Raw genomic sequence first — 21,724 nt, forward strand, 5'->3', positions numbered from 1 at the left:
ACGCGGGCGAGTCGGTCGCGAGGACGCCGGTTCTCCTCGGCGAGTTGCCGGGCCCGTGGGACGGGTAACAGCCACTGGCTGCCGTCGGGGCCGCCGTTCCAGGGTGCGCTCCTGCCGGCCCCGGTCTTCCCTTCGGCCTCCCGGTCGAAGGGGAACCCGGCGGTGTCCTGGAAGGTGGGCAGCCCAGCCCTTGCGCCTGAGGAAGGCCGCCCCCTCAGTGACGGAGCCGGGTGGCCCGCCGGCGGGTCGAGCGGATGAGGATGAAGACCAGGACAGCCAGGTCTGCCGCCCCGGCGGCGTCGTCCGCGTAGCGCGTGGTCTGCAAGGGGCCGACCTGATCCAGCCGGACCCCCTCCGACTGCAGGACGTAGGCGAGGGTGAGCATGGCGAGGCGGGCGTTACCGTCCGGAAAGGGATGAAAGAAGAGCACGTCCAGATAGGCCCTGGCCGCGCGGGACGCCAGGGGAACTCGCCGATCGGCGCTCTCCCGTAGGCATTGTTCGAAGTCGCGCTCGGTGTGCGCCGTCAGCGCGTAGCGTTCGCGGCCCTCCTTGGCGAAGGCGTCGCCCTGCCGGAACCGGACCTCGGGCATGCCGAGGACCAGCTGCTGCCATCCAGCGAGAAGCGTGCAGGTGAGAGGGTGCCTGTGGGAGGCATCCACGCGCGAGCGAGCCAGCGCCGCGAGCAATCGACGGCCACGGGCGAGGTCGGAAGGACGGCCTCCCTCACCGCACCAGGTGGCGAGGCCGTCCACGACGGGATCGACCGGGTCCGATATCCGTCCGGCCGCGGAACACCAGTCGGTCCGGCCCCTGACCTGGAGCCAGGCAGCCAGGGCGTCAGTGGTCACGGTAGGGCTGCACTCCGGTCAGATCTACGGCAAGATCTTCTCCCACCGCGTCGATCAGGGTCCGCGACGGCACGGTCCAGCTCTTGAACCGACCACCGATCGCGGCGTCGACCGCGTCCTTCGCGCCTTCCGGCCCCGTGCCCGTGGAAGACAGGAACCACGTCAACACCGTGCGGCAGAGCCCGTACCAGCCACACTCGGCACCCGTGCGGTCCACGACCACGGTCACGAGTCGGGTAGCCGCCCGTTCCAGGTGCCAGCTGCGTGCCTCGGTGTCCGCTCCGGCGGGCGGGGCCAACTGCTCGAACCGCTCCGCGAGCTCCTCCAGCCAATCACGCCACTCCAGCAGCGACGCGACCACGTTGGCAGCCGTTACTGCCGGCTCGCCCACGGAGTGGGCGTCGCAGCACCAGCTGGTCACGACACCACCTCGTCCGCCCTCGCCCACCGCCCAATCCCATCCGCAGGCCCACCGACCGTATCGGGCCGCCAGGAGCGCCGTTACCTCGGTGATGAAGCGACACTTCTCTTGCCGCGCGGCTCCGTCGGAAGGCACCATCGAGGCAATCACCGTGGTGATCTCGGACGCCTCAACTTCGTCCCAGGCGAAGGCGATGCGGTCGGGGTCGGCGGCAGACCACGGCAGCCAGGCCGGCGCGAGATCGTAGTTGGTGGCCGTGATGTTCCTCCAGAACCGCGTAGGGCAGGACAACTGAGCGATCATGCCAAAGGTTCGGGGCTTCGTCACTCGAATTGAAGGCAGCACCCGGTGAGAACCTCGTACTGCGCACCCGCTGCCATGCGCGCCCGATCGCAGCGTGCTGCCGCCCCCGCCGGTCCCGAGACCGTGAAAAGGTTCCGCTCCCCCGCCCCGTCAGGACACCGGCGCGTAGGAAGCCGATTCGGTCCAGGTCTCCCGCCGCAGGAGGTCCAGCAGGGCCGTCTCCCCCGGGCCCGCGCCCTGCCGGAGCACCGCGATGACGGGTTGGGACACGGGCGGGGACACCGGTCGGACGAGGTGCTCGTGGCCGTGGGGCACCGCGGAGGCCGGTACGAGTGTCACGCCCAGCCCGTGGGCCGCCCAGCGCACGGCCGTCGCGGTCTGGGACACGCGGGCGGCCGTGGCCGGGGCCAGATCGTTGTCCTTCAGCAGGCCCAGCAGCACGCCGTCGAGCGCGCTGTCGCGGTCGAACCTCACCCACGCCTCCCCCGCCAGCTCACGCAGGTCGACCCGGTCCGCGGCGAGCAGCCGGTGGCCGGCGCCGAGCACCACGACGAACTCCTCGTGGCCGAGGTGGTGGGCGTCGGCGGGGGTCTGCTCGCACGCCGCCATCAGGGCGAGGTCCAGGACCCCTCGGCGGCACATCCGCTCCAGCTCCGCGGAGCTCGGTTCCTCGAAGACGGTCACCTCCAGGCGTGGGAACCGGCGCCGCAGCGTGTCCAGCGCGCCGGGAAACTGCCGCGTACCGAAGCCCATTTGTGCCGCGACCACCAACTCCCCCACCAGCTCGTCGGCCCCGGCTCGCGCCGTCGCCCGTGCCTTCCGCGCCGCACTCACCGCGACCTCCGCCTCCCGCAGGAACGCGCGGCCGACGGCTGTGGCCACGAGCCCGGCCGGTGTGCGGTCGAACAGTTCCACGCCGAGGTCCCGCTCCAGGCCGCGGATCTGCTGGGACACCGAGGGCTGGGCGACGCGCAACCGCTCCGCCGCCGCGGTCACCGAGCCCTCCTCGGCAACGGCCAGGGCGTACTCGAACTGGCGAAGGCTCATGAGCTCCCGTTTCCTCCCCGCGGTCATTGGTGTACTGACTGCCGGTACATCGCAGGAGGTGCCTCGGATATTCCGTTCCGACCCGGTGGAGGCCGGTCCGGGCCCGTCGGACTCCGACAGCACGCCGAGCCCTACAGCTGCCCTGCGCACTCCGTCAGCTTCGGCTCCTCCACCTTGTACTCATCAGGCATCAGGGGCTTCAGGTGCTTGTCGTACAGCTCCATCCACTTCGAGAGCCCACCGTCGGGCCTTTCCATGATCTTCGACAGGGCTCGGCACACCTCCCTCTTGAGGCCCTTCTCGGCGGGATCCAGCGCCACGCCGTACCCCTCGGCTCCGCCGTCGAACGTGTCGACCATCTTCGTGTTGCCGAACTTGCTGGCGTATCCGGCGACGATGACGTCATCCGTAGCCATCGCGTACACGTTGTTGCCCCTGGTGGTGACTTCTTGGGCGCACTCCTCGTAACCGGACGGGTAGTTCTTCTCGGCCGTCACCCCCTCGTCCCTGATCCACTGTTCGTACGTCGATCCTGCCGCCGTGCAGACTTCCGCGCTCCTGTCGTTCTTCAGGTCATGCCGGCTGTTGATGTCCTTGTAGTTGTCCTTCTTGACCAGAAGCGCACCGAGGGGGTTGAAGTACGTGCCGGCGAACTCCACTCCGTCCCTCTTCTTCCGCTCCTCGCCGACGCTGTACGTCGCCATCACGAGGTCGACCCTGTCCTTGGTCGTCACCATGGGTGCCCGTGTGCTGGACGTCACGGGATAGAAGCGGATCTCCTTCTTCTCCGGATCCGTGCTGTATCCCATCTCGCGGCCGATTTCCCTGGCCATGTCGATCTCGAAGCCCTCGTAGGAGTTCCCGGTCTTCTCGCTCAGTCCGGGCTGATCGGCTTTGACCCCGAACCACAGTGCCGTGTGCGTGTCCTTGTATCTCGGTTCTGTCATGTTCTTGTCCGCTGCGCCGCCGCTCTTCGCCGGGGAATCGTCGGGCCGCCCCCACACGAACCATCCGGTTCCGGCGAGCAATGCCGTACAGAGAACGGCGACCGGCACCTTCCACCGGCCCTGACCGCGGCGCTCGGGCGACCGCTCGGGCGGGCGGATCACCGGTTCCGCGGGAGCGGACGCTCCTGGCCCGGCAGCCGGTTCGGTGGGAGGGCGGCCTGCGGCCGGGGTGTCGAGCCCGCCGAAGTCCCGGGTGACCTCCCGCAGCATCCGCTCGGCCTCGGCGGCGACGGGGCGCTGACCGGGGTCCTTGCGCAGCAGGGCCTCGATGAGCGCGGTGAGCGGTCCCGCGTACCGCATGGGCGGCACCGGTGAATCGCGTACGGCGATCCAGATCTCATAGCTGCTCTGCCCGTTGAAGGGCCGTCGTCCCTCCACCATCTCGTACAGCGTGATGCCGAGGGCCCACAGGTCGGACGCCGTCGACGCGGGGTGGGGCCGGTCGGGGTCGCGGGTGAGCAGTTCGGGCGCGAGGTACTGGGCGGTGCCGATGACCTCGTGCGTACGGGTCACCTGCACGGCGCCCTCGAAGGTGGCGATCCCGAAGTCCATGAGCAGGGCGCGCCCGTCGGAACGGAACAGGATGTTGTGGGGCTTCATGTCGCGGTGCAGCACCCCGGCCTCGTGGGCGGCGGTCAGTCCGCGCAGCACCTGGAGGCCGACCCGTGCCGCGTGCGGCACGGAGAGCTGTTGCTGCTCGCGCAACAGGTCCGCCAGGGAGCGCGGGTCGAGCAGCTCCATGACGATCCAGACCTGGTTGCCGTCCTCGATCACATCGTGCACCGCGACCACGTTCGGGTGGCCGATCCGGGCAATGGCCCGCGCCTCACGGCGTGCGCGGCTCACCCATTCCGCCTGGGCCCCGGCGGAGACGGCTCCGGGGTGGAGCAGGCCCTTCACGGCGACCTTCCGGTCCAGGCTGGCGTCGAACGCTTCCCAGACGACTCCCATCCCGCCTCGCCCGAGCCGGCGTCGCAGGTGGTAGCGGCCTGCGATGACCAGGCCCGTGCCGTCACCCGTGCCGCTTCCGGTCGGTCCCTCGCTGTGCATCCGGCCCCCTGTGTACGTCGATGTGGTGAGCAACATTAGAGGGACCGTCAGCTCGCCACGCGGGCCTTGACATCGGCTGCGACCACCCCCTTACGGCTCGGCAATCGCCAACCGCTGCCCGGTCGGTGACCACCGCGCCGGTGGGTGCCGGCGCCCCGGCGCTCCAGCCCGGCCTTCGACCCCCAAGGGCACACCGGTCCTTGATAGCGTCGCCCCAGCGACTGCGGAACACTCCCCGCCGGGGTCGTCGCTCTGCCGGGACGGCGCTGCCACCACGGGACGGCGGGTGCGGGTGGCAGGGGGACCTTCACGGCAGGGACGAAGAGAGCCGACGCATGAGCCTCGCGCAGTTGCACTACACCTCCGCAACCGGCGGGGACGGTCCCGGAACCGGCGAGGCCGAACCGATACGGGCCCGCTTCAGCGCGGTTGACGCCGCGATACCCGCGTCCGTGCTCACCGAGGCGGGGCCGCTCCTGGCGTACGAGACACCCACCGGCACCGAGCACGGGCTCGCGGACGCCGCGTTGCGCGCGCTGCCCGAGGCGCTCAGCTTCAGCGTGCTCTCCGACGGCAGTCATCTGCTGGCCCGGACCGTGGCGGTCCGCCCCACGCCCGGCTCCGCCGTGGGATTCCACGCGCACGCGGTGCATCTCCCGGCCGGGGCCCGGCTGCCGGGCGGGACACTTCCGATCACCGCCTGCCGGTCCGCCCGCTGGGCGGCCACGACGCCCGAGCGACCGCTGCCCGACCCGCTCGCCGCGCTGCCCGCCACCGGCCACGCCCGGGACCGCGAGGGGCTCAACGACTTCGCCGTTTCCCGGGGCCCCTGGCTCGCCGGTGTCCTGGCCGATCTGCGCCGGCTGTGCGAGCAGGACGCCGCCGGTCAGGTGGTGCTCGTCGAGCGGCAGAGCGCCGACGTCGCCCGGTGGATCGCGCTGGCCTGCGTCGCGCTGCCCGACGGGCTCGCCGAGCGCCTGACGTTCACCACGTACAGCCGCCACCCGCGACGTGCCCCGCAGCGGGTCGTCGGAGCGCTCCCGCAGGACGCGCACGACCTGACCGGCCCCGGCTTCCACGTGCACACCTGCACCGGGCCGCGTCCGGAGGGGACCGTGGCCGACGCGTGGGCCGAGACGGCGGCCCGGATCTGGCGCAGCCGTACGCCGGAGCTGTTCCGGGAGGCCGCCGAGCTGCCCGGCGAGCCGTTCGCGGCAGGGCCGTTGGCCGTGACGGCGCTGTGCGCGGGCATCGCGCTGGGCACGGGCGGGCGCGCCGCCGCCGCCGGGTGGGCCGCCGAGCGGCCCTACGCGCTGGACGCGAAGCGGACCCGGCAGCTCGTCGACGCGCTGACCGCGCCCGGGGTCGACGACCGCACCGGCCCCGAGTTCGACGCGGCGGGGCGACTGTTCGCCGCGCTCGACGGCCGCTCCCCCTCGACGACCACAACCCCGCTGGCCGCGATGCTGGTCACGGAGGCGGTACGCGGCGGCAACGCCTCGGTGGAACTGCCGGGACGCACCGCCTTCAGCGGTCCCGAGGGCGCCGCCGTCGCCTCGGTGCTGGGCCCGGAGATCCTGACCGAGCTGAACGGCGCGGGTGTCGGTCTCGACGTGGCCCGGACGGTGCAGTTGCTGCGGGTGGCCCGGCTGCTCGGCGTGGACTGTGCGGACCTGCTGCCCTCGGTCGTCCGCCGACTCGCGCCCGCGCTGCTGGAGCCCGGGGACGGCGAGCCGGGCTGGGCGCCCGCGCTGCTGGAGCTGATGGACGAGCAGTTCGACGTCCGTACGGCGCTGCTCGGTGCGCTGGACCGGGTCGCGCCGCAGGACCCGTCGGGTGTCGAGCGGCTGCTGGGGCGGGTGCCGCTGCCGTTCACCGGCACCCAGTCGCTGCCGCATCTGCGGATGTGCGCCGAGGCGCCGGTGGCGAAGGCGGGCTGCGGCGCGGACCGTGTGGGTGCGGTGCACCGGGTACTGCGGGCCGCCGGGATGTCGCCGTTCGCGGAGCCGCTGGTGCTGCGGACGGCCGTGGGACTGGTGTGGGAGGAGGGCGCGGAGGGAGGTGCGATGACGACCGCCGAGGGCCGGCTGCTGCTGGAGGCCGCCACGTCCGACGCCCACCGGACGGCCGGTACGTGGTCGCACCTGGTCGCCGCGGCACTCGGTGCGCCCGCCACCGACGAGGAGGCGCCCGAGCTCGCCCACGACCTGCTGCGCGGCTTCCCCCAGGAGATCGGCGGCCGGGAGCGCGGGGCGCTGATGCTCCTGGAGTTCGCCCGCGAGATCCGGTCCGACACGGCGGCGCCGGAGTGGGCGGAGCGGGCCCGCGCGCTGCGCAAGGACGCCGAGCCGGTGGAGCCGGAGGTGCTCGGCCACGCCTTCGGGGCCCTCGCCACGCGGCTGCTCGCGCCGGACCGGCCGGAGGCCGAGCTGTACGCCCTCGTGCACAGCGGCGACGCCGATCTCGTGGCCGCGTACGAGCGGGCCGCGCGCGGGGCCGGGGTCCGTGCCCGGCTGAAGACGGAACCGGCGTACGCCGCGGACTGCTTCGCCGTCTGGACCGCTCATCCGCACGCCGGTGCGGAGTGGAGCCGGACCGCTGACGCCCTGCTGGAGCAGGTGCTGCGGCCCGCCGTGCGCAAGCTCTCGGCGGACGGGGTCGCGGAGGTGGAGGAGGCCGTGGGGCGCTCGGGGAGCAGTAACCGGGCGGAGGCATTCCACGACTGGAACCGCCGGGGCCGGGGCACCCTGGGCCGGATCGGCCGGAAGATCGCGGGCCGGGTGAGGCGGGCGTGAAGGCGCGAGTCGTCGGGGGCACCGTGCGCCGGGTACCTTGGGGCGTACCGATCTCGTGGGCCTCCTGGCGGGCTGCGTGAACCCCAGGAGGAACAGATGACGACGAACCGTGGGCGCAAGGACGTGATCCGCGACCGGATGGCGGCGACCGGTGAGTCGTACAACGTGGCCGCCCGCAATCTCAAGGCGATGAAGGACATGGGCGCCACGCGTGACGCCGTCCTCACGCAGCGCTGGCGCCCGGCCGACTCCCTCGACGTGCCGTGCCCCTGCGGTGGCACGTGCGAGCCCGGAGAGACGTGCGAGCGGTGCCACGCCCGGCACCGGCACGTGGCGCGGTACCCGGGCAGCGCCACGGACGTGGAGACGTGGGTCGACCGGTACGAGTGCACCGGTTGCTCCGCCTCGTACACCCTGATCGTCCGGCTTCCGGGGCGGCCCTGGGGTGTCGCGGAGACCGTGATCCAGGGCGGCTCGGCCGAGTCGGTCGTGCGGGCGCGGGTCTTCCCCGGTGTGGTGCACCCGCTGCTGAAGCCGGAGACGCCGGACGAGGACTGACGCCCGCGTCAGTCCTCGTGCCGCGCACCGCGTACCGACGGCTCAGGCGTCGGGGGTCAGCTTCAGTGAGATCGAGTTGATGCAGTACCGCTGGTCCGTAGGGGTCGGGTAGCCCTCGCCCTCGAAGACGTGGCCCAGGTGCGAACCGCAGCGGGCGCAGCGGACCTCGGTGCGGACCATGCCGTGGGTGCGGTCCTGGATCAGTTCGACCGCGTCCGTGTCCTTCGGGTCGTAGAAGGACGGCCAGCCGCAGTGCGACTCGAACTTCGTGGCGGAGCGGAACAGCTCCGCGTCACAGGCGCGGCAGGAGTAGACGCCCGTGGTCTTGGTGTCGGTGTATTCGCCGACGAAGGCCGGCTCGGTGCCCGCCTTGCGCAGGACGGCGTACTCGGCGGGGGAAAGCTCCTCCCGCCACTGCTCGTCCGGCTTCTCGATGTCGTACGGCACGGTGGCTCCCTCAGCTCGACAGGTGGTCCAGGATCTGCGGGCCGAGGTCCGTGACGTCGCCCGCTCCCATGGTGAGAACGAGGTCGCCGGGCTTCGCCATTCCCGCGATGACCCCGGGGACGCCCGTCTTGTCGTGCACGGCGGTGACGTCGGCGCCGGCGGCCTGTGCGGCGTCGATGATCAGCGCGCTGGTGATGCCCGGGATCGGGTCCTCGCGGGCCGGGTAGATGTCGAGGACCACGGAGGCGTCGGCCAGCGCGAGGGCCTGTCCCATCTCGGTGCCGAGTTCCTGGGTGCGGGAGAAGAGGTGGGGCTGGAAGACGACCAGGATGCGGGCGTCGGTGGCGGCACCCCGCATCGCTTCGAGGTCGGCCGTCATCTCGGTGGGGTGGTGGGCGTAGCTGTCGATGACCTGGACGCCGGCCGCCTCGCCCTTGAGCTGGAGGCGGCGCTTGACCCCGGTGTACTTGCCGAGGGCCGAGGCGAGGTTGTGGGCGGGGATGCCGAGGGCGACGCCCGCGGCGAGGGCTGCCACCGCGTTCAGCGCGTAGTGGCGGCCGGGGACGGAGACGGTGAAGGTGAGGTACTTCCCGTTCAGGACGACCGTGACCTCGCTGGTCAGACCGCGCGGGGTGATCTTGTGGACGCGTACGTCCGCGTTCTCGGACTCGCCGTAGGTGACGACCTTGAGCGCGGAGAGGTCGCGCACCCGGCGGGTCAGCTCGACGGCCCCGGACTGGTCGGCGGAGATGACCAGGGTGCCGTCGGGGACGATCTTGCCGGTGAAGGTCTCGAAGGAGTCGTAGATCTCGTCCATCGAGGCGTAGTTCGCGTGGTGGTCCAGCTCGACGTTGAGGACGATCGCGACCTCGGGGTCGTACTTCTGGAAGCTCCGGTCGCTCTCGTCGGCCTCGGCGACGAAGATCGCGCCCTCGCCGTGCGTGGCGTTGGTGCCGGGGCCGGCGAGGTCGCCGCCGATCGCGTACGAGGGGTCGAGGCCCAGCTCGGTGAGGGCGACGGCCAGCATCGACGTGGTGGTCGTCTTGCCGTGGGTGCCCGCGACGGCGATGGACCGCAGCCCCCGCATGAGGGACGCGAGGGCGTCGGAGCGGTGCACGACGGGGATCGACAGCTCCCCGGCGCGCACGAGCTCCGGGTTGTCGTCGCGGATGGCGCTGGAGACGACCACGCACGTGGCGTCGTCGGCCAGGTGCCCGGCGGCGTGCCCGATGTGGACGGTCGCCCCCAGCGCCCGCAGTGCCTCGGCCGTCGGGGACTCCTTGGAGTCGCTGCCCGCGACCTTCGCACCCCGCTGGGTGAGGATCTTCGCGAGGCCCGACATTCCGGCGCCGCCGATGCCGATGAAGTGCGGTCGTTCCATGGCGGCAGGAATACCGGGTGCCATGCGTGTGTCTCCCAGGGTGGTGCGGTCAGGGGCTCCCAGCCTATTCGCTGTGCGCGAAGAGCTTGAGCACCGGTACGCCGACCTTGTGCCGGGCACGGGAGGCCCAGTCGCGGTGGAAGAACTCCTCCACGTAGTGCGGCGCGGTGAGGACGATGACCTCGTCGGCCTCCGCCTCGTCGACGACGGAGGTGAGCTTGTCCAGGGGGTGGTCCTCGATCACCTGTCCGACGGCTTCCGAGCCGGCCTGGCGCAGGGCCTCCAGGGACACCTCCAGCGCGAGTTCGGCGGACTGTCTGGCGTTCTTCCCCTCCGGCTCCTCGCTCTCCCGGGCCGCTTCCTTCAGTTCGCCCATCGCCAGGTCGTCGATGGCCCGCAACAGCACATCCGCCTGGTCACCACGTGGCTGCATGAGCACGACGAAGGAGATCTGATCCTCCCCGTGCAGGGTGGTGACGAACTCGACGTCCTCGGAAGTGAGGGGCTTCTCGATCATCAAAACGCTGGTGAACACCACAGTGGCCCTTCTGCTTCAGTGGCCGTCGCCGGTCACTGCTGAAACCATCCTTCCCCGTGCTCGCACGGGGTCTGCGAGATCCATTCTGCCCACCGAACGCTAACCGGAACGGGATATTCCGCCGATTGTCAGATCCGACGGTACCGAGAGAAGAGGAACCCGGCCTCCTCCAGCAGGGATGCCAGGGCGAATCGTTCCGGCACGGCCACCGACGGACCGCCCGCGATCCGCTGCGCGTCCCCGGCCGTGAGCATGGGCGCCAGGGTCAGGCAGATCTCGTCCAGCACCCCCGCCGCCACGAACTGGCCGAGCAGCCGGGGCCCGCCCTCCGTCAGCAGCCGCCGGTGCCCGCGACCGGCCAGTTCCCGCACCGCGCGGGCCGGGTCCACACGGGAGCCCTCCCCCGCGATCACCACGTCGGCGCCCGCCTTGCGGGCCGCCTCGATCCGGTCGGGCGGCGCGCCCGCACCGGTGAGCACGAGGGTCGGGACCAGGGGCGAGACGAAGAGCGGGAGCGAGAAGTCCAGGTCCAGGCTGCCGCTCACGACGGCGATCGCCGGCGCGGGCCCCTGCCCGGCCTCGGCACGCCGCGCGGCGAAGGCTTCGCGGGCCCGCGCGGGGCGGTAGCCCTCCAGCCGTACCGTCTCCGCGCCCGCGATCACGACGTCGGCCAGACCCCGCAGGGTGCCGAAGATCCGCATGTCGCTCTCGCAGGAGATCGGCTGCGAGCGGCCGTCGTGCTGGGCGGCGCCGTCGAGCGTCGACACCATGTTGGCGCGCAGCCACGGGCCGTCGGTCTCGGGGTAGGCGTAGGCGTCGGACAGGGCGTCCAGGCTCCACTCGCCTCGGTCGTCGGCCGCTGTCAGGTCGGTCACAGGGAACAGGCGTCGCATGTTCCGCAGTCTGGCACGGCCTAAGCTTGGCGGTCGTGTCCTCCTCCACTGCCGTGCCGGGGTCCAGCCCCATAGCGGAAACGGCCCCGCTGTCCCTGTGCGCCCTCGAGCCGCGCGTTCCCGCCGACCGCCTGGTCGCCGAGATGGTGCCGCCGCCGCGCTTCGACTCGGTGCGTTTCGATACGTACGTCCCCGACCCCAACCAGCCGAGTCAGGTCGAGGCCGTCAAGGTGCTGTCCGACTTCGCCGCCGGGCTCGGCGGGGCGCACGCGAGCGGCGCCGGAAAGCGCAAGTGGTTCGGCGCCAAGAAGGCCGCGGCGCCCAGCGGGCCGCGCGGGGTCTACCTCGACGGCGGCTACGGCGTCGGCAAGACCCATCTGCTCGCCTCCCTCTGGCACGCCACGCCCGCCGCGCCCTCACTGAAGGCCTTCGGCACCTTCGTGGAGCTGACCAACCTGGTGGGCGCGCTGGGCTTCCAGCAGACCGTGCGGACGCTGAGCGGGCACCGGCTGCTGTGCATCGACGAGTTCGAGCTCGACGACCCGGGCGACACCGTGCTGGTCTCCTCGCTGCTGAGCCGCCTGGTCGAGGCCGGGGTGGCGCTCGCCGCGACCTCCAACACGCTGCCCGGCAAGCTCGGCGAGGGCCGCTTCGCCGCGGCCGACTTCCTGCGCGAGATCCAGGGGCTGTCCTCGCACTTCCGCCCGCTGCGCATCGACGGCGAGGACTACCGCCACCGCGGCCTGCCCGACGCCCCGCCCCCGTACTCCGAGGAGCAGGTCACCAGGGCGGCGTACGCGACCGAGGGTGCCAGCCTGGACGACTTCCCCGCACTGCTCGACCATCTGGCCCGCGTCCATCCGAGCCGGTACGGCGCGCTGACGGACGGCATCCGGGCGGTGTGCCTCACCGAGGTGCAGCCGGTGCCCGACCAGTCGACCGCGCTGCGACTCGTGGTGCTCGCCGACCGGCTGTACGACCGGGAGGTTCCGGTACTCGCGTCCGGGATGCCGTTCGACCGCCTGTTCAGCGAGGAGATGCTGAACGGCGGGTACCGGAAGAAGTACTTCCGGGCAATCTCGCGGCTCACGGCGCTGGCGCGTGACGCGAAGGGGCTGGTGGCGCAGTAGGTTCGGGGACGTCACACCGGTGGGGCACGACGGAGTGCCTCGCCACCCCCGTACAACCGCGCATTCCGTTTGAAGGGAACCAGCATGGCTACCACGCGTCAGGCGCACACGGTCTGGGAAGGCAACCTGCTCGAGGGCAAGGGCGTCGTCACCTTCGACTCCTCCGGCATCGGCGAGTTTCCGGTCTCCTGGCCGTCCCGCGCGGAGAAGGCGAACGGGAAGACCAGCCCGGAGGAGCTCATCGCCGCGGCCCACTCCAGTTGCTTCTCCATGGCGCTCTCCAACGGTCTCGCCACGGCCGGCAACCCGGCGACCGAGCTGAACACCACGGCCGACGTCACATTCCAGCCGGGCACCGGCATCACAGGGATCCACCTCACCGTCCAGGGCGTCGTCCCGGGTCTCGACGAGGCGGACTTCGTCAAGGCGGCCGAGGACGCGAAGGCGAACTGCCCGGTCAGCCAGGCGCTGAAGGGCACGACGATCACACTGAGCGCCTCGCTCGCCTGATCGTTCCCGCTCCCCCACTGTCCCCGGGCCGGCGCCTGCCGCCCGGGGACAGTGCTGTCCGGTCCGGCACCGGCCCAGTCGTGTTCACCTTCTTCCCCGCGACGACGTCGGCGGATCGGTTTTCCGTCTCCTTCTGCCCCGGAGCGTCGGGGCAGGACCGGCCAGTCCGCCGTGACAACGTTCACCGAGGGCCTCGAACGGGCAGGCCTGCTTTTGACAATGCCATGTCACCTGTCCGCCAACAGGGAGTTGCCACATGTCAACCGCATCTCGACCTTCCGCGACACGCCGTCAGGTTCTGGCCACGAGCGGCGCCGCCGCCGCGATCGCCTTCACCGGGGCCTTCTCCGAACTCTTCGCGGGAACGGCCGCCGCCCGGGGCCACGCGGGCTACGGCCCGCTGGTGCCCGACCCGGACGGACTCCTCGATCTCCCGAAGGGCTTCCGCTACCGGGTGCTGTCCCGGGAGGGCGACCCGCTCCGCTCCGGCGAGGGGCCGGTCCCCAGCCACTGCGACGGCATGGCCGCTTTCGCGGGCCGACGCGGGCACGTCCAACTGGTACGCAACCACGAGAACCGGGTCGACGCGGCGATCCCCGTGCCGACCGTCAAGGGGCTCACGTACGACCCGATGGGCAAGGGCGGCTGCACGGCCCTGGAGCTCGACGGCCGTAACCACGTCCTCGGCGAACGCGTCGCCATCGCCGGCACCGCGGTGAACTGCGCCGGTGGCCGCACCCCTTGGGACACCTGGCTCACCTGCGAGGAGACCGAGGACAAGGCCGGCACCAACGGCTACACCAAGGACCACGGCTTCATCTTCGAGGTGGACGGCGCGAATCCGCACCGCACCGGCGCCGTACCGCTGACCGCGATGGGCCGCTTCCAGCACGAGGCCATCGCGATCGATCCGCGCAACGGGATCGTGTACGAGACCGAGGACGCGTTCGAGAAGCCGTTCGGTCTCTTCTACCGCTTCCTCCCGGAGAAGCCGCTCGGCGGCACCGGTTCGCTGCGGGCCGGCGGGCGGCTGGAGGCCATGCGGGTGCCGGGGGTTCCCGACCTCTCCGCGGTCCAGGAGACCGGGACGAGTTTCGAGGGGATCGAGTGGGTTCCCGTACCGGACCCGCTGGCCGCCGAAACGGCCATCCGCTTCCAGGACTTCGGGCCGAAGGGCATCACCCACGGCCAGAAGCTGGAGGGCTGTTACTGGGGCGGCTCCTCGGTCTACTTCGTCTCCAGCTTCGCGCACAGCGCGGAGGGGTCGGCCGCCGACCACTTCGGGCAGGTCTGGCGGTACGAGCCGCAGCGGCGGCGGCTGACACTGGTCATCGCGTTCGGCCCGGACACGGACATCCAGCTGCCGGGCGAGTCCCCGGACAACATCTGTCTCGCCTCCGACGGAGGACTCATGGTGTGCGAGGACGGCGGCGGGGCGCAGCACGTGTTCGGTCTGACGCGGCGCGGCGAGGTGTACGCCATGGCGCGGGGCCGGCAGAACATCGGGACGGCCGAGGAGCCGGAGTGGGGCGAGTTCGCCGGAGTCACGTTCGCGCCGGACCAGGAGACGATGTTCGTCAACTGCTACACGCCGGGGACGACGTTCGCGGTGACCGGCCCGTGGCGCTGACCGGCTGAGTACGGCGGCGGCGCACCCCGCTCTCCCTTTGCGAACGGCAACTACGGGTTTGATCAACCCGGCCTGCCGGTGCAGGATGGCGAGGGTGCGCCGTGGCGTACAAGAATCGTTTTTGCAGAACGGTGGAACGGGGGGCGTTGTGTCCAAGTGGGACATCAAGCCGGATGGTGTTCGGGGGGTCCTGAGCAAGACGGCTGAGGCCGCCGGTGAGTTCGAGGCGGAGTTCACGTCGTACGGCGACGGGCTGGTGGGGTCGGCGACGTCGGCGGGCACCATGGTTCTGGGCGGTACCGAGATCCCCAAGGGGGGCGCGTTCGGGCCGGTGGCGCAGGCGCTGCAGGAGTTCCAGCTCCACACGAACAACGACGTGAAGTTCCTCCCGGTCCGGACGGGCAAGTCCATGACCGGGGCACGCCTGGCCACCGAGGAGTACCTCAAGGGTGACCTGGAGATGGCGAAGAACAAGCAGGAGCAGTACTCCAAGGCACCGACGCCGGAGGAGATGAAGGGCCCCAAGAAGTGATCGATCTGGGGAAGATACCGACCTTCACGGGCGACCTGGAGACGCTGGAGACGCATGCGGCTTCGCTGAAGACGACCGCATCCAGTATCCGCGGTACGGGCAAGGACGTGCACGAAGCGTTCCAGGCGCTGGACCCGGTCTATGACGCGCCGGAGCAGGAGGAGTTGCTCAACTCGACGATTCCTGTGCGGGACAAGGCGGACGCGTTCGCGACGAAGCTGGAGTCCGTCAGCGGCGCGCTGGCGAGTTTCGCGACGACCGCCCGTCCGCTGGTGAACAGGATGAATCAACTCCGCGCGGACGCGGCGAAGTTCGTCGCGGACAACAAGGACGACGACGACTGGCAGCAGGACCAGGACAAGATCGACGAGAACGAGCGCCTGGTCCACGAGGTGGGAACGACGTGGGTGGCGTTCCAGGGCGTCGAGCGCGACGCGGCGAACAAGATCACGGCTCTGGTGGGCGGTACGCACTTCGTCGTCGACGACGGCTCGCACAAGGCCGGGATGTACGGCTTCAAGGAGAGCGACGTCAAGGACGCCGGGGAGACGCCCTGGGGGACGGTCGACGAGCGTGAGTACACGGGGCTGCGGGCCGCGTGGGAGTGGACGAAGGACAATGTCGGCGGTGCGCTGAAGGGGTTCTTCGTCGACGGTGTCTGGGGCACGATCAAGGGCCTCGGCAGCATGGTCAACGTCTTCGACTGGGACAACTTCAAGAAGACCTGGTCGGGCATCGGCGACGTCTTCGGCGGCATCAGCGCGTACATCATGACGCCGTACGACTGGGCGATGGACAAGATGTTCGGCCCGGTCGACCACAGCGACACCGACAAGCAGAAGGCGGCCCTGCGCAACTTCGGCAAGTCGCTGGTCGCGTGGGACGAGTGGGGCAAGGACCCCTCACGCGCCTTCGGCACGGTCCTGTTCAACGCCGTGACCATCGGCTCGGGTTCGCTGCTCAAGCTCGGCAAGGCCGGAAAGCTCGGCGTGGGCGCCGAGGCGGTGACCGCGGTGGGCAAGGCGGGCGCACTCGTCGACCCGATGACCTACCTCGGCAAAGCGGCCGGCGTCACCAAGATCAAGGTCGGCGACCTCATGGAAAGCCTGAAAACCAGCCGTGCAGGCGTGGACGACATGGCCCGCACCATGCCCGCCGGGACCGGGACCTCACCGCATCCGGGCGAGGTGGCCACGCCTCCCGGCCTGGCGTACGTCGACCACGCGGGCAACACCCGCATAGTCGGCGACGACGCGGTCATCCGGGACGAGCACGGCAACGCCGTACCCGACACCCAAGCGGTCCCGGAGCCGCACAAGAACGACCTGTCGAGCACGCACGAGACGGTCCCGGAGCGGGAGAAGGTCCTCGAAGGCGCGGGCGGGCCGGGGCGTGTGGAGAACTCGGTGGACCAGCCTTCCTCAGGGGGCGGCGGTCCGCACAACACGCCGTCCACGGTCGGTCATGCGTCGGACCACGCCACCGGTGGCGGCTCGGGCGACGGGGCGGGTGCGCACCCGCCGGCGGGCGGCGGCGGCTCCCATACTCCGCCCGGTGGCGGCGGCTCGCACTCCCCAAACGGCGGCGAGGGCCCCGGCGACACGCCGGACACCGGTGCCAACAGTCACCCGGAGACCACCCCCGGCGGAGAGCGTGCGAACGAGCCCCTTCCGGAGTTGACGGCTGAGGAGCGGGCCGGGCAGTGGGGCCATCTGGAAGACGTGGAGAAGCGTGCTCCGGACGAATTCGATCACCTGAAGCACGACCCGGATCATAGGGGTAAAATCACCGACGATTCAATGGATGAAGCTCGCGTAGGTCTCGACCTGCGGGAGCAGGGACGCCTCCCGGCCGATATCCGTCGCCCGGAGGCGGCCGACAAGGGTGAATTCTATTCAGAATCCACCGGTAAGTACTATGACATTAAGGGTGTCCATTCGTTTTGGCCACCATTCAATAACGTGCGCAACGCCGACCTGCTCGCACGACCGTTCCCTGGCGCGTACAACCCGGCCAAGCACACACAGGTGTGGGTCAAAACGTTCACGGAGCAGATCGTGGAACAGAAGCGCATAGTAATCGTCGACGTCCGGAATGCGAATCAAGGGGCGATCGACAGCATCAAGAGCATCGTTGAAAGTCACGGTTGGGGAGATCATGTCATCTGGTACCCGTAAAAGCTGGCAGCCGACCGCCTTCCCAGCCGATCCTGAGGCAGCACGTCAACTGCGGGAGTGGGCCGCCGATGAGGGCTACAGCCTCTTTGGCATCGAACTCGACTTCCGGGGCGCCGACCTCTCGGGCGGCGACTTCACGAAAGCGTGGTTTACCCAGGCAGTCCTGGCAGGTGTGCGGTTCGCGGGAGCGACTTTCTACCGCGCCGACCTTCAGTCCGCCGATCTGACCGGTGCGGATCTGACCGGGGCCGACCTCGTCAGGGCGAACCTCAACGACGCCACGCTGCGGGCGGCTCGCCTCGACGGCGCCGACATGGTCAAGGCTTCTCTGCACGGAGTCGACGCGTCGGGAGCCGGCTTCAGGGGGACACGGATCATGGGGGCCTCACTCCAGGGTGTCGACATGCGGGGTGCGGACCTGACCGACGCGGTTCTGCTTCAGAACACGTTCAAGGTCACGGTCGACGACACCACGGTGGTGCGCGGCCTGACCGGCACCGTTTTCGGGCCGATCACCATCGTCAGCGGAGAGTCCTTCCGAGAGTTGGCCGGCACAGAAATCGAGGCATGGGTCGCCGAGCGAGGCGGGCAGGTAAAGGTCATTCCCACGACGCCACTGTAGGCCCGTTGGATTCCGCCGCCGAGGAAGTCACTCCAGCCGGGCATCACGCTTACAGTGTTCACCAATTCGATGTACGACCACCGTCCACAAAGAGGCTCCAGTGAGCCCATACTTCATGAATTTGCTCAAGGCCTCAGCTTCCGGGTAACGGTTGACGACGCCACAGTGGGTCGCGGCCTGACCCGCACCGTCTTCGGGTCGATCACCGCCGTCAGCAGCGCCACCCACGAAGTGGGAGGTGCAGAGCTGGAGGCATGGCTCCATGGGCGCGGCGGGCAGCTTCAGGTGCTCGCTCCGACAAACGCCGTAGGTCTGTCCAAGCGCTGACCAGGCAGCCCTTGGAGACGCACGCATCACCTGAATTCGTGCCGGATTGACGGGACGATCGGTTGGACTCACATTTCAAGAACTTCTTTCGAGTGCACCTTGATCTCGAGCGCGGGTACGAGATCACAGGCGAGTTGAGGCCCACATTGTTGAGCTTCAGTGATTCCTACGTGGACTTGATCCGCTCAGGATTCAAGAGATCATGTCGGACGAATCCTTCGGACCGGCCGAGTACAAAGGGCTGAGCGATATCGAATTCCCTGACAGGGAAACCCTGCAAACCTACCTCGGAGCCATGTACGACTATTTGCTCAACGGTGCGCCGGATCAGCCGATGCCCCCGGGTTGACTACGGCGTCCGCTTTCGCGAGGTGGGTCGTGGTTCGGGGACCTGACCGACGCGGCGTTCGGTACCGGGCCCGGCTGCGGTCGGCGGATCTGACCCGGGCGGATCTCACCGGAGCGGACGCAGTCAAACCCGACCTGGACGAGGCCGTGCTCCGGTCGGCGCGGTTCGACGGGGCCGACCCGGTCGGGGCTTCGCTGTGCGAGGTCGATGCGTCGGGAGCAAGTTTCCGCGGAACGCGGTTCCTCGGCGCTTCGCTGACCGGTGCCGACATGAGGGGCGCCGACCTGTCCGACGCTGTCCTGGAAGAGAATCTCTTCGAGATCAAAGTCGACGACGCCACGGTGGTGCGCGGCCTGACCGGCACCGCTTTCGGGCCGATCACACGTCATGAGCGGCGCAGCGGCCAGGGTGCCGGCCGGTGCGGAGCTCGAGGAGTGGATCGCTCAGCGGGGTGGACGGGTACGGGTGATTCCTCCGTACCGGACATCGCGGTAGGTACCCGGGTCGCGTCGCCCGCATCGAGACAACAGCCGGACACACACGACCAAGAGGAACACCGCATGACCAAGGACGTGATCGCGCTCACCGAGCGCATGCCGGACGCGCTGAGCGTCCTGGCGGGCCTGCTCGCCGGCGGGCCCGAGCTGCGGGTCGAGACCGCCGGCGAGGGTGCCGTGGTGCAGTTGTGCGACGACGACGGCCGGCCGCTCGTCTCGATCGAGGTGCCGCTGATGCTCCGGGTGCCGGGCGAGGCGGCCCGGCTGCTGGGGCCCGGCGCCGAGCCGTCCGGCGACGGGCCGGCGTGGTGGGTCGAGGCCCGCGCCGCGGCGGGTGTGCCACGGGCCGAGGAGCTCGCGGGCGCCTTCGCGGCCCGGCTGACCATGCTGCTGGGCGGCCGGGTCTGGCCGCCGGACGCCCCCGGAACCGTCGGGGCCGCCCGCCCGGTCGACGTCTCGGGCATCAGCGCCGTACCGGCCCCCGCCGCCGCTCAGCCCGCCGTCGACATGCTCACCGACAAGGCCGCCGTCGTCCTCCAGGACCGGCCGGTCGTCCCCATGACGAGCTGGCTCACCGAGGCGCTGCGGGCCACCCTGGAGAGCGGCCGGTCCCTCCAGATCGTCACCCCACCGCACTGCCGCCTCTCCCTGCCCACCCGCGCGCTCCTGGAGTCCACCGACTCACGCTGGGTGGTGCAGGACGAACGGTGCGGCTACTACGACGGGCTGACCGGCGCGGTGCTGCGCTGGCAGGACGACGCCTTCTCCCCCGACCGGGCCGAAAACGGTCGGACGCCGGTGGCGGACGCGTTCACCGAGACCCGGACCATCGGTGAGCGTCAGCTCATCGTCTCCTTCCGCACCCAGCACCGCCCCACCGACGACCTCGTCCTCGGCGGCGCGCTGGAGGCGGCCTGGAAGGCACTGACCGGCGGTCCGCCGGCAGGCTGGGGGACGGCGGAACCGGCCGGTCTGCCCTGGTCGCGGCGGCAGTTGACCGAGCTGGCGTACGATCGCGCTCCCCGGCCCACCTGGACCGTGGTGGTCGGCACCCCGGCCCGGCCCGCCGTCGCCACCCTGCGCGTCATACGGACGCCTGAGGGCGTCGAGGAGGACGTCACCCTCACCCTCGGCCACGGGCCCGGCGAGACGCCGGCCCTGGACGCGCTGCCGGGGCTGGCCGACGAACTGGTGACCCGTCACGGCCTGCAGACCATGCTGTGCCAACTGCGCGAGGCACGCCGGGATCTGAGCGCCCCGCCCCGCTTCGAACACCCGCCACTGCCGTACGCTTTCGTGCTCGGCCCCGCGCAGGTCCGGGAGGCCGGACGCGACACCGCGAGCAGGACGCCACTCGACGAAGCCCCCGTTCGGCTGGGCTCGAACGCCCGGCCGGGCTACTACTACCCGCTCGGCGACGGCGAGACCGCCGAGAGCTGGGCGGCCCTCGAACGCCTCATGCGGCACCTCCGTGGAGCGCCACCCGCCTAGCCGAACACTTCACGGCACCTCACGGCGCAGGCCGTTCCCTGTTGGTTAATCAGCTATTTTCCGGGAGTGACCAATCTTGTACGGAAAATGACGACTTTGACCGTGCTGGGAGCGGTGCTCGGAGGCGGGCTCGTCGCCTGTGGGGCCTCCGGCGGCTCGCACGGCGACCGGCCCACGGCGGCTGACCGTACAACGGCTGCCGCCCACGCTCCGTCCGCCGCTCCCCCGAGCGCGTCCCCGTCCGCGAAGAGCCCGCCGACCATGGCGCCCGGCCCCGCCGGCCTCACCCCCGTCCTGGAGCGCGGGCCGAACCGTACGGACAAGGTCGTGGCGCTCACCTTCGACGCCGACATGACCGCCGACGAGGGGCCGCGCGCGGCCGCCGGTGAGCACTTCGACAATCCGCGACTCATCGCGCTGCTGCGGCGACTGAAGGTGCCGGCGACCGTCTTCATGACCGGCCGGTGGGCCGAGGAGTACCCCGCCCAGGCCCGTTCCATCGGCACGGACCCGCTCTTCGAGATCGCCAACCACTCCTACAGCCACTACGCCTTCACCGCACCCTGCTACGGGCTGCCGACCCTGGAGGAGAAGGCGATCGGCGGCGAGGTGGAGCGGGCCTTCGGAGCGATCCGGAAGACCGGGGCCCGCAACGTCGTGCCGTACTTCCGCTTCCCCGGCGGCTGCTACGACGACGCCGCCCTGCGGGCGCTCGCGCCGGAGAAGGTGACCGCGGTGCAGTGGGACGTCGTCAGCGGTGACGCCTTCGCGACGGACGCGGACGCGGTGGCACAGCAGGTGCTGGACGGGGTGGAGCCCGGTTCGCTGGTCGTCATGCACTGCACCCGCAGCGCGGCACCGGTCACGGACGAGGCGGTGGACCAGGTGGTTCCGGAGCTGCGGAAGCGTGGGTACCGCTTCGTGAAGGTGTCGGAGCTGATGGCCGGCTGACCCCAGCGCCTCCTCAGCCGGAACAGGCCGTGCGCTGCGCCTCCTGCCACTCACAGACCGGGCAGAGCGTGATGCCCTTGACGGACTCGGCGTACTCGGTCGGTTTCCGGCACAGCACGCACTCGGCGTACGGGGGGCCCGCGGCGGTCTCGGGCGTCGGAGCGGCCGGCGTTGCGCAGTACGGCTCGTGCGCGGGTTCGTTCATGGGTACGAGCCTA

20 protein-coding genes and 1 pseudogene are annotated in these 21,724 nt (G+C 70.6%); 12 read left to right on the forward strand and 9 right to left on the reverse strand.

What is annotated here, in order from left to right; all coding sequences use genetic code 11:
• Positions 1–214: 214 nt before the first annotated feature.
• The 4 genes from ACFYPA_RS06735 to ACFYPA_RS06750 form a co-directional block, all read right to left on the reverse strand.
• Entirely contained in the window at positions 215–850 is a 636-nt protein-coding gene (locus tag ACFYPA_RS06735; protein WP_389130182.1) for a Fic family protein, read from the reverse strand.
• Positions 840–1,574, reverse strand: a complete 735-nt coding sequence (locus ACFYPA_RS06740; protein ID WP_359081703.1) for a hypothetical protein — start codon at positions 1,572–1,574, stop codon at positions 840–842. The genes ACFYPA_RS06735 and ACFYPA_RS06740 overlap by 11 nt, the downstream gene beginning before the upstream one ends.
• A gap of 150 nt (positions 1,575–1,724) precedes the next feature.
• Positions 1,725–2,621, reverse strand: coding sequence for a LysR family transcriptional regulator (locus ACFYPA_RS06745; protein ID WP_359318950.1), 897 nt, complete (start codon positions 2,619–2,621; stop codon positions 1,725–1,727).
• A 131-nt stretch (positions 2,622–2,752) separates the two neighbouring features.
• Positions 2,753–4,714: a serine/threonine-protein kinase gene (locus tag ACFYPA_RS06750; RefSeq protein WP_389130186.1), complete on the reverse strand. Its 1,962-nt coding sequence runs from the start codon at positions 4,712–4,714 to the stop codon at positions 2,753–2,755.
• A gap of 299 nt (positions 4,715–5,013) precedes the next feature.
• On the opposite strand from ACFYPA_RS06750, the gene ACFYPA_RS06755 reads away from it, so the two are divergent.
• Both ACFYPA_RS06755 and ACFYPA_RS06760 read left to right on the forward strand, forming a co-directional pair.
• Positions 5,014–7,473, forward strand: a complete 2,460-nt coding sequence (locus tag ACFYPA_RS06755; protein WP_389130189.1) for a GTPase-associated protein 1-related protein — start codon at positions 5,014–5,016, stop codon at positions 7,471–7,473.
• Between the two features lie 96 nt (positions 7,474–7,569).
• Positions 7,570–8,031 carry a hypothetical protein gene (locus ACFYPA_RS06760; protein WP_359081695.1) on the forward strand — a complete coding sequence of 154 codons (462 nt, stop codon included), beginning with the start codon at positions 7,570–7,572 and terminating at the stop codon, positions 8,029–8,031.
• A gap of 42 nt (positions 8,032–8,073) precedes the next feature.
• Here ACFYPA_RS06760 and msrB read toward each other — a convergent pair whose 3' ends face one another.
• From msrB to ACFYPA_RS06780, 4 genes are all read right to left on the reverse strand, one after another.
• The gene (gene msrB, locus ACFYPA_RS06765; RefSeq protein WP_389130192.1) at positions 8,074–8,478 is read right to left on the reverse strand and encodes a peptide-methionine (R)-S-oxide reductase MsrB; all 405 of its coding nucleotides are present in this window, start codon (positions 8,476–8,478) and stop codon (positions 8,074–8,076) included.
• A gap of 10 nt (positions 8,479–8,488) precedes the next feature.
• Positions 8,489–9,883: a UDP-N-acetylmuramate--L-alanine ligase gene (gene murC, locus ACFYPA_RS06770; RefSeq protein WP_359081691.1), complete on the reverse strand. Its 1,395-nt coding sequence runs from the start codon at positions 9,881–9,883 to the stop codon at positions 8,489–8,491.
• Between the two features lie 40 nt (positions 9,884–9,923).
• A complete protein-coding gene (locus ACFYPA_RS06775) occupies positions 9,924–10,376 on the reverse strand; it encodes an indole-3-glycerol phosphate synthase (protein WP_359081689.1) in 453 nt (150 codons plus the stop codon).
• 149 nt (positions 10,377–10,525) lie between these two features.
• Positions 10,526–11,290 (reverse strand): pyrimidine reductase family protein, encoded by a 765-nt coding sequence (locus ACFYPA_RS06780; RefSeq protein ID WP_359081687.1) that lies wholly within the window; start codon positions 11,288–11,290, stop codon positions 10,526–10,528.
• Between the two features lie 35 nt (positions 11,291–11,325).
• Here ACFYPA_RS06780 and zapE point away from each other — a divergent pair, with 35 nt between their 5' ends.
• From zapE to ACFYPA_RS06830, 10 genes and pseudogenes are all read left to right on the forward strand, one after another.
• Positions 11,326–12,420, forward strand: a complete 1,095-nt coding sequence (zapE, locus tag ACFYPA_RS06785; RefSeq protein ID WP_359318954.1) for a cell division protein ZapE — start codon at positions 11,326–11,328, stop codon at positions 12,418–12,420.
• Positions 12,421–12,504: 84 nt separating this feature from the next.
• A complete protein-coding gene (locus ACFYPA_RS06790) occupies positions 12,505–12,930 on the forward strand; it encodes an OsmC family protein (protein WP_359081683.1) in 426 nt (141 codons plus the stop codon).
• A 256-nt stretch (positions 12,931–13,186) separates the two neighbouring features.
• Entirely contained in the window at positions 13,187–14,560 is a 1,374-nt protein-coding gene (locus ACFYPA_RS06795) for an alkaline phosphatase PhoX (protein WP_359318956.1), read from the forward strand.
• Between the two features lie 148 nt (positions 14,561–14,708).
• Complete coding sequence (locus ACFYPA_RS06800) at positions 14,709–15,092, forward strand: DUF6507 family protein (protein WP_359355683.1); 384 nt, start codon at positions 14,709–14,711, stop codon at positions 15,090–15,092.
• Positions 15,089–17,269, forward strand: coding sequence for a hypothetical protein (locus tag ACFYPA_RS06805; protein ID WP_389130199.1), 2,181 nt, complete (start codon positions 15,089–15,091; stop codon positions 17,267–17,269). Before ACFYPA_RS06800 ends, ACFYPA_RS06805 begins: the two co-directional genes overlap by 4 nt.
• Positions 17,226–17,891 (forward strand): pentapeptide repeat-containing protein, encoded by a 666-nt coding sequence (locus tag ACFYPA_RS06810; protein ID WP_359318764.1) that lies wholly within the window; start codon positions 17,226–17,228, stop codon positions 17,889–17,891. The genes ACFYPA_RS06805 and ACFYPA_RS06810 overlap by 44 nt, the downstream gene beginning before the upstream one ends.
• 529 nt (positions 17,892–18,420) lie before the next feature.
• Entirely contained in the window at positions 18,421–18,567 is a 147-nt protein-coding gene (locus tag ACFYPA_RS06815) for a hypothetical protein (protein ID WP_359084396.1), read from the forward strand.
• Between the two features lie 29 nt (positions 18,568–18,596).
• Positions 18,597–18,821: pseudogene (locus tag ACFYPA_RS06820) on the forward strand (pentapeptide repeat-containing protein); the annotation flags it as partial.
• Between the two features lie 306 nt (positions 18,822–19,127).
• A complete protein-coding gene (locus ACFYPA_RS06825) occupies positions 19,128–20,555 on the forward strand; it encodes a DUF6177 family protein (protein ID WP_359318777.1) in 1,428 nt (475 codons plus the stop codon).
• Positions 20,556–20,642: 87 nt separating this feature from the next.
• The gene (locus ACFYPA_RS06830; protein WP_359084397.1) at positions 20,643–21,506 is read left to right on the forward strand and encodes a polysaccharide deacetylase family protein; all 864 of its coding nucleotides are present in this window, start codon (positions 20,643–20,645) and stop codon (positions 21,504–21,506) included.
• 13 nt (positions 21,507–21,519) lie between these two features.
• Here ACFYPA_RS06830 and ACFYPA_RS06835 read toward each other — a convergent pair whose 3' ends face one another.
• Positions 21,520–21,711: a hypothetical protein gene (locus tag ACFYPA_RS06835; RefSeq protein ID WP_389130203.1), complete on the reverse strand. Its 192-nt coding sequence runs from the start codon at positions 21,709–21,711 to the stop codon at positions 21,520–21,522.
• Positions 21,712–21,724: the final 13 nt, after the last annotated feature.

This window comes from Streptomyces sp. NPDC005775, assembly GCF_042871565.1.
Classification (GTDB): domain Bacteria; phylum Actinomycetota; class Actinomycetes; order Streptomycetales; family Streptomycetaceae; genus Streptomyces.